Here is a 14,474-nt window from a genome sequence, read left to right on the forward strand (position 1 = left end):
GTGGACGTGCCACTTTCTGCTTACGGTCCGCGGCATTTAACAATGCAGACGGTTCTGTCACACACCAAGGAAACAGCCATGGGATTGCTCGATTCGGTACTCGGTCAAGTGCTCGGAGGCGCTGCGCAACAGCAGCAACCGCAAGGCGGCGGATTGGGCGATCTGGGAGGCCTGGCCGGCGCGCTGGGCGGCCTGCTCGCCAACAACGGCGGGCAGGGCGGCCTGGGCGGTCTGGTCTCGAAGTTCGAGCAGGCCGGCATGGGCGACGTCATCGGCTCGTGGATCGGCAAGGGAGAAAACCAGCCGGTCTCGGGCGACCAGCTGCAGAACGCGCTGGGCAGCGACACCATCGCCAGCATCGCGTCCAAGCTCGGCATCAATGCGCAAACGCTGCTGCCGATGCTCGCCACCATGCTGCCGGCGCTCATCGACCAGCTCACGCCGCACGGCAAGGTCCCCGACCAGGGGCTGGGCAACCACGACGACCTGCTGGGTTCGCTCAGCGGTCTGCTGCAAGGCAAGCAGTCCTGAACTGACGGACTGCGTTCTCCAGGATTCCGGCGCCCGCGAGGGCGCTTTTTTTTGGTCCGTGCGTGTTGGCCGACAATCCCGCTGGCATCAATGGAGAGCAATGGCATGGCGGGCAGTCGCAAGTCGAAAGAAGAAGGTCTGGACGCGCAGCCCGATGGCACCGTGCGGTGGTCCAAGGGCATGCGCGAAGCGCTCGCACAGTTCAACGACCGGCCCTGCGGCCAGTGCGGCGGCTCGCTGTTGGACGAACGCAGCCTGGCCGACAGCCTCGACTTCTTTCGCCGCCACCGTTCCAGCTTCTATCCGCCGCGCGCCGCACGGCTGCGCATGCTCGACATGCACGGCGCCGCGGCAGCCGAGCTGTTCTTCGAGCCGTCCCCGCACAAGGAAGCCGTCACCGACCTGCTGGCCATCCACGACGCGGCCGTGGTGCGTTTCTTCGTGGCCCAGGTCAAGCAGATCGACTGCAAGAACGCCCTCGTCAAGCAGGCTGGCCGCTGGCCGCTGTTCGTGCTGCGCGAGCTGCTGTCGGCGAACCCGGCGCGACACCAGGCCGGCGCCGCGTTGATCCTGGAGTTGCTGGCCGCGAACCCCGAGTGGCAGCAACCGCTGGAGGCCTCCTGCGACGACAGCCAGCGCAAGACGCTCGCGCGCCTGCAGGAAGACAGCTCCGCCGGCGTGACCGATGCCACCCCCGACGCCTGGCCCGCGCTGCTGCGGCGCCCGCCCTGGAAGAACCGGCAGGCGCTGCCCGTCATCCCGACGCTGGCGCTGCAGCCACTGCCGCCGACGGCGCTGCTGCACTGGAGCAATCTGCCGCCGCCGCAGTACTTGCAGGCCACGGGCGAATCGTCCGACTGGCTGACCCGCGAGCTCCGCGTCTCGCGCGAACGCGCCGACCAGTGGATGGACGAATTCGCGCGCAACCAGCCCAACGCACCCGCGGAGATCCGCGAGGGCGGCAAGGTGCACAAGGCCCTGTGGATGCTGGGCCTGCGCCCCGAGTTCATCGAGGCTGTCGCGGCAAACGGCCGCGAGATCGGGCCGGAAGACTTCGGCGAACCTCCGGCCACCCACTGGAGCGTCGCCGAATACATCTGGCACCTGCCCGAGCCGCTGGCCATCGCAGTGTTCACGCTTGGGCCCGCGCCAGAGCTCTACATGGGCGATGTCTCGCGCATGCGCCCCATCCTCCATGCATTCGGCGCGGCCGCGCTGCCGGGACTGCCGCGCTTCCTCAAGCAGGGCTCGCGCGCGATGTTCGAGCTGGCATCGGTCATCGAATGGGACCCGCTCGCCGGCTGGATCGCCAAGGGCTTCCACACCAACCGCTGGGTCCGGCGCGAAGCGGGCGAGTGGCTTGCGCGCTACCCGGATGCGGCCGCGCGCGGCCTCGTTCCCATCGCGCTGGGCGAACCCGGCCCTGCGCACGAGGCGGCGCAAGCCGCGCTGCGCTGGCTGCACGATGCCGGCCACGCTGACGCGGTACGCCGGCAGGCGCTCGCCTATGGCGCCGAAGCCGCCGACGCGGTGGCGCAGCTGCTGGCCATCGCCCCCGAAGAGTTGCTGCCCGACAGCCTGCCCGCGGTGCCGAAGACCCTGCCGCTGGCGACGCTGCCCCGCCTGCTCCTCAAGCAAGGCGGCCTAGCGCTGCCGCAAGACGTGGTGCCCGACGTGCTGATGGCGATGATGCTCGGCAAGCCCGACGCACCCTATCCGGGGCTCGCTCCGCTGCTGGACGCGCTCACGCCCGATTCCCTCGCGCGCTTCGGCCGCGCGCTGCTGGCCTGGTGGATCGGCAATGGCCGCCCAGCCAAGGAGCGCTGGATGTTCGCTTTGCAGGGCCGCCTCGGCGACGGCGAAACCGCACGCCAGCTCTACGGCCTGCTGCGCCAGTGGCGCGCCGCGCTCGACCGCGTGCGGGCCTACGACGCGATGGTGATGCTCGGCGAGATCGGCAGCGACGCCGCCCTGATGCACCTGGCCGAACTCGCGCGCCAGACCCGCCACGACGACCTGCGCACCCGCGCCGACCGCATGCTCGGCGAAGTGGCCGAGCAGCGCGGCCTCAGCCTCGACCAGCTGGCCGACCGCACCGTGCCTGACCTCGGCCTCGACACCCGCGCGCGCCTGACGCTCGACTTCGGCCCGCGCAGCTTCGAGGTGCGCATGGACGACAACTTCCAGCCCGTGGTGCACGACGCCAGGGGCAAGGCCCTCAAGACGCTGCCCAAGCCGGGCGCGAACGACGACGCCGGCAAGGCCGCCGCCTCGACCACGCAGCTGAAGGAGCTGCGCAAGCTGGCAAAGACCGTCGCCACCACGCAGATCAAGCGACTGGAAGCCGCGATGTGCACGCAGCGCCGATGGGGCCCCGACGAGTTCATGCCCTTCTTCGCCAACCACCCCGTGCTGCGGGTCTTCAGCCGGCCGCTGGTCTGGGGCTTGTTCGACGCATCGGACAAGCTCGAAGGCACCTTCCGCGTCAGCGCCGAAGGCGAACTGGCCAACCTGCAGGACGACGCGGTGAAGCTGCCCGAGTCCGCGCGCATCGGCCTGCCGCATCCGCTGGAAATCACGGCACTCGACCCGTCGCTGGCGACCGCATGGGCCGCCGTGCTGGCCGACTACGAAATCGTGCAGCCCTTCGAGCAGCTGATGCGCCCGGCCTTCGTGCTCGACGAGGCGCTGCGCACCCGCCGCGAACTCCCGCACTGGAGCGGCCGCGCCGTGTCGAACGCCGCCCTCATGGGCCTGGAAACGCGCGGCTGGCAGCGCGAGGTGGGCGACGGCGGCATGGTCAACAGCTTCAACAAGGCCGTGCGCGGCGGGCGCCGCATCTGCCTGCAGCTGGAGGAAGGCTGGTTCGTGCAGGACAGCCCCGACGGCAAGGAGCTGCAGACCGTGCGCGCGGTGGCACTCGATGGCACCGAAGGCACGCTGGGCGAGCTGCCGCCGATCGTCTTCAGCGAAATCGAGCGCGACCTGCAGCGCGCGATCCGGGAGACGGCGCCATGAACCGCAACCTCTGGCTGCTCGCCATCTGCCAGGGCCTGCTCCTGACGAACAACGTGACCTTCATCGCCATCAACGGACTGGTTGGGCTGGCCATCGCGCCGCACGGCTGGATGGCGACGCTGCCGGTGATGAGCTACGTGGTGGGCGGCGCGCTCAGCACCGGGCTGGTGGCGCGCACGCAGCAGCGCTTCGGCCGGCGCGGCTCGTTCCAGATCGGGCTGGCGGTGGCGGTGGCATCGTCGCTGCTGTGCTGCTTCGCGGCGGTCACGAAGAACTTCTGGCTGCTGTGCTTCGCCACGGTGATCGCGGGCTACTACAACGCCAACGCGGGGCTCTACCGCTTCGCCGCTGCCGAGCTGGCGGCGCCGGCCTGGCGCGAGAAGGCGGTGTCGATGGTGATGGCGGGCGGGCTGATCGGCGCTGTCGCCGGGCCGAACCTCGCCACCGCCACGCGCGAAGCCTTTGCGGTGCCGTTCGCCGGCGCCTACGTTGCGCTGGCCCTGGTGGCGCTGCTGTCGATGGCAGTGATGCACTTCATCGAATTCCCGGCCGCGCCCACGCGCAAGGAGGCCGCAGGCGGGCGCCCGCTGGCCGAGATCATGCGGCAGCCGGTGTTCATCGTGGCCGCCGCCGCGGGCGCGCTTGGCTACGGCGTGATGAACCTGCTGATGGCCGCGACGCCCATCGCGATGCAGATCTGCAGCCTGCCGTTTTCCGATGCCGCGCTGGTGCTCGAATGGCACGTGATCGGCATGTTCGCGCCGGGCTTCTTCACCGGGCACCTGATCCGCCGCTTCGGGGCGCTGCCAGTGATGGGCGTGGGGCTGGTGCTCAACCTCGGCTGCATCGCCATCGCGCTCTCGGGCGTGGAGCTGCATCACTTCATCGTCGCGCTGTTCCTGCTGGGCGTGGGCTGGAATTTCCTGTTCACCGGTAGCACGACACTCTCGCTCACGGCCTATACCGCCGAGGAGCGCGACCGCGCGCAGGGTGCGCTCAACTTCTGCGTGTTCGCCACGCTGGCGCTGACCTCGTTCGCCTCGGGCGTGCTGGTGACCACGCAGGGCTGGCGGCTGCTGAACTTCGGTTCGCTGGTGCCGGTGGTGCTGACTGGCGCGGCGCTGATCTGGCTGGCGCGCGTGCGCGCCGTCAGGCCAGCGGCGGAAAGCGCCGGTTGAGCCAGCTTTGCAGGGCCGCGAAGACCGCGTCGGCTTCGAGTTCGTTGAAGATCTCGTGGTACAGCGTGTCGAAGCAGTGCGCCTCGACCATGCCGCTTGATGCCGTCGCCGCAGCGAATGCGCGGCTGGCAGCGGGCACCACGAGGCGATCGTCGCCCGCGTAGAGAAGCAGCGTCGGCACGGGCCAGTTCGCAGCCCGCTGCTGCACCGTCTCGCCTTCGTACGCGAGAAAGCGCGCAAGGCGGCTGCCGATGCGGTCGTGCGTGAGCGGATCGTCGCGGTAGGCCTGCACCACCGCCGGGTCATGCGAGAGGTAGTTGTCGTCGAGGCCGTTGCCCACGCGCAGGTTCGGCGCAATGCGCGGCAGCACCGCGAGCAGCGCCTTCTGGAAACCGCTCAGGCCCGGATCGAGCCCTGGCGAGGAAAGCACCAGCCCATCGACCTGCCGCACGCCACGCGCCACCAGGCTCGCGGCGACCAGTCCGCCGAGGCTGTGCCCCAGCAGCACCAGCGGCAGGCCGGGGTTCTCGCGGCGTGCATCGTCGATGACCAGCGCGAGGTCGTCGACCAGCCGCAGTTCGCTCGGCAGGCCGCCGCGCGCACCGGTCGATTCGCCGTGCCCGAAGTGGTCGTGCGCCCACACGGCGAAGTTCCATTCGTGCAGGCATTCCGCGAGTGCGTGATAGCGGCCCGCATGCTCGCCGAGCCCATGGACCACCACGATCACGGCGCGCGCCGGGCCGGGCGCCGGCAGCCGGCGCAGGGCGAGCGTCTCGCCGTCCGGGGTCGACAGCGAAACGCGCTGCGGCAAAGGCAGCGCCTCGCTCAAGCGGCCACCGGCTCCGATGTGGCCGCGCGATGCGCTGCTGGCAATGCTGCGATCACTTCGGCCACGGCCGCGGTGAGCTTCTTGGCGTAGGGCACGTGCAGGAACTCATTGGGGCCGTGCGCGTTGCTCTTCGGGCCGAGCACGCCGCAGACCATCATCTGCGCCTTCGGGAAACCGGCGCTGAGCATGTTCATCAGCGGAATGGTGCCGCCCTGGCCGATGTAGCCGCACGATGCGCCGAAGTGCGCCTGCGAGGCCTTGTTGAGCGCGTCCTCGAACCACGGCGCGATGGTGGGTGCGTTCCAGCCCGTGGCGCCGCCGTTGCTCTCGAAGGTCACGCGGGCCTGGTAGGGCGCGTTGTCTTCGAGCAGCGTCTTGAGGTTCTGCACCGCCTCGGCCGCATCGATCAGCGGGGGCAGGCGCAGCGACAGCTTGAAGGCGGTGTACGGGCGCAGCACGTTGCCCGCATCCTTCAGTGCCGGAAAGCCTTCGGCGCCGGTCACCGACAGCGTGGGCTTCCAGGTGCGGTTGAGCAGGGCCTCGACCGGATCGGTGGTGGTCGGCAGCGCGAACATGGTCGAGCCGCCGCAGTCGTAGTGCGCCCACGGAAAGCGCTTGTAGACCTCTTCGCCGAGGATCGCGGCGGTGGCCCTGGCCTGCGCGAGCCGGTCGGCCGGCACTTCGCAGTGGAAGCTCGCGGGCAGCAGGCGGCCGGTGGCGCTGTCTTCGAGGCGATCGAGCACCTGCCGCATGATGCGGAAGCTCGAGGGCACGAGGCCCGATGCGTCGCCGGAGTGGATGCCTTCGGTCAGCACTTCCACTTTGAGCGTGCCGCTGGCCATGCCGCGCAGCGAGGTGGTGAGCCACAGCTGGTCGTAATTGCCGGCGCCGGAGTCGAGGCAGATCACCAGTTCGACATTGCCCAGGCGCGGACGCAGCGCGTCGACGTAGGGCAGCAGGTCGTAGGAGCCGCTTTCCTCGCAGGTCTCGATCAGGCCGACGATGCGCGGGTGCGCTGCGCCCTGGCTCTTGAGCGCCTGCAGCGCGGCGATGCTGGCGTACACCGCGTAGCCGTCATCGGCACCGCCGCGGCCGTAGAGCAGGCCGTTCTCGTACTTGGGCGTCCACGGGCCGAGGTCGTTGCGCCAGCCGGTGAATTCGGGTTGCTTGTCGAGGTGGCCGTACATCAGCACGGTCTCGCCCATGTCGGTGCCGGTGGCCGGCACTTCGAAGAACAGCACCGGCGTGCGGCCTTCGAGGCGCACGATCTCCAGCTTCAGGCCCTCGACCTTCTGTGCCTCGACCCAGGCGGCGGCGTTGCGCAGCACGGTCTCGAGGTAGCCGTTGGCCGACCAGTCCTTGTCGAAGCCGGGCGACTTGGCCGGGATGCCGATGTAGTTGGTGAGTTGCTTGAGGATGTCGCCGTCCCATTGGGCGGTGACGTCGGACAGGGCGCGCTCGGCGTCGAGCGTGCCGGCGGGCATTTCGCGGTGCAGGGGGGCGTTCATCGGTGGGTTCTCCGCGGGTGACGAAAAGGCGCATTTTGCGCCTTGAGGCGACCGCGCGTAGAGTGCGGGCGATCTCAACCCGGAGGGCCATGTGAGCAAGGCAAACATCAAGGTGGGCATAGGCGGCTGGACCTACGAACCCTGGCGCGACAACTTCTATCCCAAGGGGCTCGCGCACGCGAAGGAGTTGAACTACGCGAGCCGCAAGGTCAGCGCCATCGAGATCAACGGCACCTACTACAGCACCTTCAAGCCCGAGACCTTCAGGAAGTGGCACGACGACACGCCGGCCGACTTCATGTTCTCGCTCAAGGCCTCGCGCTTCGCGACCAACCGCAAGCTGCTGTCGGGCGCGGGCGATTCGATCAAGCGCTTCATCGACAGCGGCGTGGCCGAGCTCGGCGACAAGCTCGGGCCGATCGTGTGGCAGTTCATGCCGACCAAGCAGTTCGATGCGGAAGACTTCGAGGCTTTTCTCGCGCTGCTGCCGAAGAAGGAGGGCAGCCGCGCGCTGCGGCACGTGATGGACGTGCGGCATGAGAGCTTCATGGTGCCCGCCTACAAGGCACTCGCGAAGAAGCACAAGGTGTCGACGGTGTTCACCGACGCCGACAAGTTTCCGTCCTTCGAGGAGCCCGAAGGCGATTTCGCCTATGCGCGGCTCATGATGGCCGACGCAAAGCTCAAGACCGGCTACGCGCCGAAGGCGCTGGACACCTGGGCCGAGCGCGCGCAGGGCTGGGCCGTGTCGCCGAAGAAGCGCGACGTGTTTGTCTACTTCATCAATGGCGCCAAAGAAAAGGCACCGGCCGCGGCCGGTGCCTTGCTGGAGCGCTTTGGGTGGACCCCGCCGAAAGCTTGACGGGCTTCAGGCTGCGGAGTGCAGGGACGGCTTGGCGCCGAAGCTGATTTCGCCGGAAAGCTGGCCGCCTTCCTCGATCACGATCTTGCCGTAGCGGATCTTGCCGGTGACCTTGCCGGTCGAGTGGATCACGAGCTTTTCGCGCACCGTGAGGCTGCCGTCGAACACGCCGCGGATTTCGGCGATGTCGATTTCGGCCGAGCCCTTGAACTCGCCCTGTTCGGCGATCTGCATCAGGCGCGAGTCCATGGTGGCCTCGACGAGGCCTTCGACCACGAGCGTGTCGCAGTCGGTGATCTCCACGCCCTTGAGCTTGATGTTCGGGCCGACGGTGAGCTTGCTGCCGCCTTCCTTGGCGGCGGCAGATGCTGTAGCAGCAGCGGCGTTCAGTCCGCCTTGCTGTGCGGTCAGCGACGAGGGATTGACGGGGGTTCCGGAGAGATTGGTGCCCGAACCGACGAGCGGCGCGGGGCGGGATGTCAACGAGTCGGTGTCACGATCACGCTTGCCGAAGAAGGGGGACTGTGTAGCCAAAGGGGAGCTCCTCAAGAAAGGGACTATCGTAAGAACGCACTCATGGCCTGCGGCACTTCATTGCGCAAGAAGCGTAACTGAATAAATCGACTGTGGACATGACAATGCGGCGTCATGAGCCTTCCGAACTCCGAAACTCCTTCCACCGCGCAGGCCGCGCACCCCTCGCGCGCCATTTCGTCGGCCACCGACTCGCGCTTCGACAAGCCAGCGCACGGCTGGCGACGCACGCTGTTCACGGTGATCTTCGAGGCCGACACGCGCGCGGGCCTGATGTTCGACCTGGCGCTGATCGCGGTGATCGTGACCAGCGTGCTGGTGGTGATCCTCGACAGCGTGCAGTCGATCCGCGAGCAGTGGCGGCCGCTGTTCAATGCGCTCGAATGGGTGTTCACCATTCTCTTCACGCTGGAGTACATCGCGCGGCTGTGCTGCGTGAACAAGCCGCTGCGCTATGCGCTGAGCTTCTATGGCGTGATCGACCTGCTTGCGCTGCTGCCGACCTTTCTGGTGGCCTTTGCGCCCGAGATGGCGTACCTGATCGACGTGCGGGTGCTGCGCCTGTTGCGCGTGTTTCGTATCTTCAAACTATCGCGCTACTCGGTGGAGTACCGCGCGCTGGTGTCTGCCGTGGCATCGAGCCGGCGCAAGATCACGGTGTTCGTCGGCTTCGTGATGCTGGTGGTGCTGGTGATGGGCACGCTGATGTACGTGGTCGAGGGGCCGGTGCATGGCTTCACGAGCATTCCGGTGGCAATTTACTGGGCCATCTCGACGATGGCCACGGTGGGCTTCGGCGACCTCGTGCCAAAGACCGACCTGGGCCGCGCGATCGCCTCGGTGATGATGCTGCTGGGCTGGGGCGTGCTCGCCGTGCCGACCGGCATCGTGACCGCGGAGATGGCGCGGCGCGGGCCCGACGACGAGCCGGTGCCGGTGGCACCGCGCGGCATTCTCGCGATGACTGCGCCCGCGCCTGCGGTGCCTTCGAAGCGCGTTACGCCTTCGGCCAGACGACGCGCCCTTGCGCAGCATCGTCGAGACGGGCGATGAAAGCGTCGGCATCGGGCTCGGGGAGCGAGAAGGCGAAGACCACGTCGTCGCCGTGCTGCACATCGTCAAGCACCGCGCCCGCAGCGACGAGTTCGCGCCGCACGAGTCCTTCGAGCGCATAGGGCACCGAGCAACCGAGGCTGCGCTGGCGCACCAGCGGCACGAGCTCGGCGCCGAGCAGGGCCTGTGCAACCGCGTCGGTGTAAGCCCGCACGAGGCCGCCCGCGCCCAGCTTCACGCCGCCGAAGTAGCGCACCACGGTCGCGAGCGCGCCCTCGACCTGCTGGTGGCGCAGCACCTCCAGCATCGGACGGCCGGCCGTGCCGCCGGGTTCGCCGTCATCGTTCGCCGCCGACTGGCCGCCGGCCATCAAGGCCCAGCAGACATGCGCGGCCGCGGGGTGTTCGGCGCGCAGCGAGGCGACCACGGCCAGCGCGGCCGCGCGGTCAGCCACCGGCTGCACGCAGCCGATGAAGCGGCTCTTCTTGATGAGCAGCTCGCTGTGGACCGGCTGTGCAAGCGTGAAGCTCATCCGGTGGTGCGCTCCAAAGGGTTCAGCCGCCGCCGCGCTCGAACTTGAAGACCGCCGTGCTGGCGCGCGCGTTGGGCAGCCAGCGCACGTCGCGCCCGTCCTGCAGGCCGAAGGCGTCGAGCACGCGCAGGTTGTTCTTGCCGGCCAGCACCTCGAAGTCCTTGAAGGTGCCGACGCGGATGTTGGGCGTGTCGTACCACTGGTAGGGCAGGCGGCGCGTCACCGGCATGCGGCCGCGCGCCACGCTCAGGCGGTTGGGCCAGTGCGCGAAATTGGGAAAGGCGACGACGCCGATGCGGCCGACGCGCGCGGTCTCGCGCAACATCACTTCGGCATTGCGCAGGTGCTGCAGCGTGTCGATCTGCAGCACCACGTCGAAGGAGGCGTCGTCGAACATCGCCAGGCCCTCGTCGAGGTTGAGCTGGATCACGTCGACACCGCGGCGGATGCACTGCAGCACGTTGCCGTCGGCAATTTCCACGCCGTAGCCGGTGCAGCCGCGCTCGCGCTGCAGCAGGTCGAGCAGGGCGCCGTCGCCGCAGCCGAGGTCGAGCACGCGCGAGCCTTGGGGCACGAGCTCTGCGATCAATCTTTGGTGTTCGAGGTCGCTCATTGGAACTCCTTCGCGACGCGCTCGAAGTACGAGCGCACCACGCCCATGTAGCGCACGTCGTCGAGCAGGAAGGCGTCGTGGCCGTGCGGCGCGTCGATCTCGGCGTAGCTCACGTTGCGGCGGTTGTCGAGCAGCGCCTTCACGAGTTCGCGGCTGCGCGCGGGCGAGAAGCGCCAGTCGGTCTTGAAGCTCACGAGCAGGAACTTGGCGGTGGCCTGGGCCAGCGCGGTGCTGAGCTTACCGCCGTGGCTGCGCGCGGGGTCGAAGTAGTCGAGCGCGCGGGTGATCAGCAGATAGGTGTTGGCGTCGAAGTATTCGCTGAACTTGTCGCCCTGGTAGCGCAGGTAGCTTTCGATCTGGAACTCGACGTCCTGCGTGGAGTAGCGGTAGTCGAGCCCCGCCACCTCGCCCTCGACGGCGCTGCGCAGGATGCGGCCGAACTTTTCGTTCATCACGTCGTCGCTGAGGTAGGTGATGTGGCCGATCATTCGCGCGATGCGCAGGCCGCGCTTCGGGATCACGCCGTGTTCGTAGAAGTGGCCGCCGTGGAAGTCGGGGTCGGTCACGATGGCGCGGCGCGCGACTTCGTTGAAGGCGATGTTCTCGGCCGTGAGGTTGGGCGCGCTGGCCACGACCACGGCGTGGCGCACGCGGCTGGGGTACTGCAGCGTCCACGACAGTGCCTGCATGCCGCCGAGGCTGCCGCCCATGACGGCCGCGAGCGTCTCGATGCCGAGCGCATTTAGCAGCGCGGCCTGCGCGTCGACCCAGTCTTCGACCGTGACCACCGGGAAGTCGGCGCCATAGACGCGGCCGGTGGCGGGATTGACGTGCATCGGGCCCGTCGAGCCGAAGCAGGAGCCGAGGTTGTTGACGCCGATCACGAAGAAGCGGTCGGTGTCGACCGGCTTGCCGGGGCCCACCATGTTGTCCCACCAGCCCTCGGAGCGGGCCTGGCCCTGGTAGACGCCCGCCACGTGGTGCGAGGCATTAAGTGCATGGCACACCAGCACGGCGTTGCTGCGCTCGGCGTTCAGGGTGCCGTAGGTTTCGTAGGCGAGCGTGTAGTCGCTGATCGACGCGCCGCTGCGCAGGGCCAGCGGGCCTGCGAACTGCATCGACTGCGAGGTGACGACCAAAGGTGGTGACGACGACATGAATGAAAAAACCCGGCCTCGCCAAAAACGAGCCGGGTCTGCCGCGCCTGTCTTTAGCTGAATTTATAAAGCGCCCGCAAGCTGAAGCAAATCGGCGCTGGACAAGTATATCCCCCAGGCTGCGCGCACTGCGTGTCGCTCCGCCAACCCCCTTCGGGGGCAACACCTGCGGCCCGGCGAAGCCGGTTCCGCGGTGTTTCTGGAAGGGCCCCCTGCCTTTTTCTTACCAGCCGACGATCATGATGATGCCCAACACCAGGAAGATCGCGGCCGAGACGCCGTGCACTAGCTTGATCGGCACGCGCCGCACGATCTTCTCGCCGAGCCACACCACCGGCGCGTTGGCCAGCATCATGCCCAGCGTGGTGCCTGCGACCACCCAGAAGTAGTCGTGCGTGAAGCGGGCGGCAAGCATGACGGTGGCGATCTGGGTCTTGTCGCCCATCTCGGCGAGGAAGAACGCGATCACCGTGGTGCCGAAGACGCCGAACTTCGACGCGCCCGGGGCATCGTCGTCGTCGAGCTTGTCTGGAATCAGCATCCAGACGGCCATCGCGATGAACGAGCCGCCCAGGATCCAGCGCAGCACCTCCGGTCCGAGCCAGCGCGTGATGTAGTTGCCGACGGCACCCGCCAGCGCGTGGTTGATGATGGTGGCGGCGAAGATGCCCAGGACGATGGGCCACGGTTTCCTGAAACGGGCGGCGAGCAAGAGGGCCAGGAGTTGGGTCTTGTCGCCCATTTCGGCGAGCGCAACTACGCCGGTTGCAACGAGAAAAGCTTCCATGATGGATGTGGGGTTCCTTGGGCCGAAGGACGCAATTGACCGTGCAACACCTTCGGCCATATTCCCGAAGTTGCACGGTCAAAGGTCTCGCCAGGTGTGTTAACTGCACGCGCCATGTCCTGTGTGGGGCAGGACAAGTCTGTTGACGCGGGCCCTTCTCGCAAATCGGAAGGCGGCTACTCCCCAATGACGGGGCGAATTCTACATGTAGCGCCAAGGACCTCGCCCAAAAATGCAAGTAGGCACTAGCTTTCCAATAGTTTTGACAGGTGCTACCTCAAGACGCAAATTCCCGCTTGCAATTCGGATATTTCACCCATAATGCACGAGCCTCCCTCTTCATTTTGGTCGGGGGGCAGTTCGGTGATCGGTCAGTTTCGCGCGACTCGACGGCTCTCGTTTGAGTGATGCTTTCGGGACTCCATCGCTTTTCTTGATGTGTTTATAGGAGTCCCTTGATGGGCAACAAACTGTACGTCGGCAACCTGCCTTACTCGGTGCGCGACGGAGATCTCGAACAGGCCTTCGGGCAGTTCGGCGCAGTGACCAGCGCCAAGGTCATGATGGAACGTGACACCGGCCGCTCGAAGGGCTTCGGCTTCGTCGAGATGGGCAGTGACGCGGAAGCACAAGCAGCAATCAACGGCATGAACGGCCAGCCCCTTGGTGGCCGCAGCGTCGTCGTCAACGAAGCACGTCCGATGGAAGCTCGTCCCCCGCGCAGCGGTGGTGGCGGCTACGGCGGCGGCGGTGGTGGTTATGGCGGCGGTGGTGGCGGAGGCTACGGCGGCGGTGGTGGCGGCTACGGTGGTGGTGGCGGTGGCCGCTCCGGCGGCGGCTACGGCGGTGGCGGTGGTGGCCGCAGCGGTGGCGGCGGTGGTGGCGGCGACGGCGGTTTCCGCAGCCCCTACGGCGCCGGCCCCCGTGGCGGTGGCGGCGGTGGCCGCTCCGGCGGTGGTGGTGGCGGCGGCTACGGTGGTGGCGGCAACAGCGGCTACTAAGCCCTGCGCTCCCAGGCACACAGACAAAAGGCTCCCTCGGGAGCCTTTTTCAATGGGCGATCGCCCGGCGCTTGTTGCTCAGGCTTCGCCGCTTCGCTTCTTGCGTTCACGCCCTTGCACCGCCCGGTCGAGCACGGCGTTGGGCAGCATGCGCATGATCTTGGCGATCACGCCCATCTGCCAGGGAATCACGCGGTAGCTCGTGCCTGCCTCGATGGCGCGCAGTGCCTGGGCCGCAAAATCTTCCGCCTTCATGAGAAAAGGCATGCCGTACCGGTTGCCCTGCGTGAGCGGCGTGTCGATGTAGCCCGGGCAGAGGGTGACGACCTTGACGCCGCTGTTGAACAGTTCGCCGCGCAGGCTCTCGCAATACGCCACCACGCCGGCCTTGCTGGCGCAGTACGCGCCATGCCCCGGCAATCCGCGGATGGACGCCACGCTGCCGATGCCAACCAGCCGCCCACTGCCGCGCTGCACCATCGCCCGCACGAACGGATGAAAAGTGGCGGCGAGACCGACGTTGTTGGTGGCAAAGGTCTGCGCCAGCACATCGAGGTCGGAGCGCTCGGCCGTGTCGATGCCGACGCTGATGCCGGCATTGGCGATCACCACGTCTGGCAGCCCCTGCTGTGCGATGCAGGCGTTGCCGGCGGCGACGATGCTGTCGGTCTGCGCCACGTCGGCGCTGTAGATCCGGTAGCGGTCTGCGCTCAGTTGCCGGGCATTCGCCCACGCTTCGATTTCCCCCGTGCGCCGGGCGACCAGCGCCAGGCGGTAGCCCGCGTCGTAGAAGCTCGCGGCCAGCGCCTGGCCGATGCCGCTCGATGCGCCGGTGATGAAGACAAGCGGGGACGTGGTCATGCAGGAGATG

The 14,474-nt window shown here is 67.7% G+C and carries 14 protein-coding genes and 1 riboswitch; of the genes, 6 read left to right on the top strand and 8 right to left on the bottom strand.

The genetic code is table 11. From position 1 onward, the window contains the following. Positions 1–78: 78 nt before the first annotated feature. The 3 genes from BMW87_RS11735 to BMW87_RS11745 all read left to right on the top strand — a co-directional run bounded on the left by BMW87_RS11735 (position 79) and on the right by BMW87_RS11745 (position 4,727). Positions 79–531: a YidB family protein gene (locus BMW87_RS11735; protein WP_218132223.1), complete on the top strand. Its 453-nt coding sequence runs from the start codon at positions 79–81 to the stop codon at positions 529–531. Positions 532–636: 105 nt separating this feature from the next. Further along, a complete protein-coding gene (locus tag BMW87_RS11740; protein WP_093076420.1) occupies positions 637–3,549 on the top strand; it encodes a DUF4132 domain-containing protein in 2,913 nt (970 codons plus the stop codon). Next, positions 3,546–4,727, top strand: a complete 1,182-nt coding sequence (locus BMW87_RS11745) for an MFS transporter (RefSeq protein ID WP_093076421.1) — start codon at positions 3,546–3,548, stop codon at positions 4,725–4,727. The genes BMW87_RS11740 and BMW87_RS11745 overlap by 4 nt, the downstream gene beginning before the upstream one ends. On the opposite strand, the gene BMW87_RS11750 is transcribed toward BMW87_RS11745, so the two are convergent. Next, the gene (locus tag BMW87_RS11750) at positions 4,699–5,556 is read right to left on the bottom strand and encodes an alpha/beta hydrolase (protein ID WP_093076423.1); all 858 of its coding nucleotides are present in this window, start codon (positions 5,554–5,556) and stop codon (positions 4,699–4,701) included. The two genes, BMW87_RS11745 and BMW87_RS11750, sit on opposite strands and share 29 nt — an antisense overlap. Continuing rightward, positions 5,553–7,064 carry a M20 family metallopeptidase gene (locus BMW87_RS11755; RefSeq protein ID WP_093076424.1) on the bottom strand — a complete coding sequence of 504 codons (1,512 nt, stop codon included), beginning with the start codon at positions 7,062–7,064 and terminating at the stop codon, positions 5,553–5,555. Before BMW87_RS11755 ends, BMW87_RS11750 begins: the two co-directional genes overlap by 4 nt. Before the next feature lie 91 nt (positions 7,065–7,155). On the opposite strand from BMW87_RS11755, the gene BMW87_RS11760 reads away from it, so the two are divergent. Continuing rightward, a complete protein-coding gene (locus BMW87_RS11760; RefSeq protein ID WP_093076426.1) occupies positions 7,156–7,926 on the top strand; it encodes a DUF72 domain-containing protein in 771 nt (256 codons plus the stop codon). Between the two features lie 6 nt (positions 7,927–7,932). Here the strand turns inward: BMW87_RS11760 and BMW87_RS11765 are convergent, their stop codons facing one another. Beyond that, positions 7,933–8,460, bottom strand: coding sequence for a bactofilin family protein (locus tag BMW87_RS11765; RefSeq protein ID WP_093055006.1), 528 nt, complete (start codon positions 8,458–8,460; stop codon positions 7,933–7,935). Positions 8,461–8,574: 114 nt separating this feature from the next. On the opposite strand from BMW87_RS11765, the gene BMW87_RS11770 reads away from it, so the two are divergent. Further along, positions 8,575–9,513, top strand: a complete 939-nt coding sequence (locus BMW87_RS11770) for an ion transporter (RefSeq protein WP_093076427.1) — start codon at positions 8,575–8,577, stop codon at positions 9,511–9,513. On the opposite strand, the gene BMW87_RS11775 is transcribed toward BMW87_RS11770, so the two are convergent. From BMW87_RS11775 to BMW87_RS11790, 4 genes are all read right to left on the bottom strand, one after another. Beyond that, on the bottom strand, positions 9,458–10,045 hold the full coding sequence (locus BMW87_RS11775; RefSeq protein WP_093076429.1) for an IMPACT family protein: 588 nt from the start codon (positions 10,043–10,045) through the stop codon (positions 9,458–9,460). The genes BMW87_RS11770 and BMW87_RS11775 overlap by 56 nt on opposite strands. A gap of 22 nt (positions 10,046–10,067) precedes the next feature. After that, positions 10,068–10,658 (bottom strand): methionine biosynthesis protein MetW, encoded by a 591-nt coding sequence (gene metW, locus BMW87_RS11780; protein WP_093055000.1) that lies wholly within the window; start codon positions 10,656–10,658, stop codon positions 10,068–10,070. Beyond that, positions 10,655–11,815, bottom strand: coding sequence for a homoserine O-succinyltransferase MetX (locus BMW87_RS11785; protein WP_093076430.1), 1,161 nt, complete (start codon positions 11,813–11,815; stop codon positions 10,655–10,657). Before BMW87_RS11785 ends, metW begins: the two co-directional genes overlap by 4 nt. Before the next feature lie 223 nt (positions 11,816–12,038). Beyond that, complete coding sequence (locus tag BMW87_RS11790) at positions 12,039–12,602, bottom strand: TMEM165/GDT1 family protein (RefSeq protein ID WP_093076432.1); 564 nt, start codon at positions 12,600–12,602, stop codon at positions 12,039–12,041. An 11-nt stretch (positions 12,603–12,613) separates the two neighbouring features. Next, positions 12,614–12,799, bottom strand: a riboswitch (yybP-ykoY riboswitch). A 261-nt stretch (positions 12,800–13,060) separates the two neighbouring features. On the opposite strand from BMW87_RS11790, the gene BMW87_RS11795 reads away from it, so the two are divergent. Next, entirely contained in the window at positions 13,061–13,603 is a 543-nt protein-coding gene (locus BMW87_RS11795) for an RNA recognition motif domain-containing protein (RefSeq protein WP_093076433.1), read from the top strand. 78 nt (positions 13,604–13,681) lie between these two features. Here BMW87_RS11795 and BMW87_RS11800 read toward each other — a convergent pair whose 3' ends face one another. Next, entirely contained in the window at positions 13,682–14,464 is a 783-nt protein-coding gene (locus BMW87_RS11800) for an SDR family oxidoreductase (RefSeq protein ID WP_093076435.1), read from the bottom strand. Positions 14,465–14,474 lie beyond the last annotated feature (10 nt).

Origin of the sequence: Variovorax sp. OV084 (assembly GCF_900111625.1) — a bacterium.
In the GTDB taxonomy this organism is placed as follows: Bacteria; Pseudomonadota; Gammaproteobacteria; order Burkholderiales; family Burkholderiaceae_C; genus Variovorax.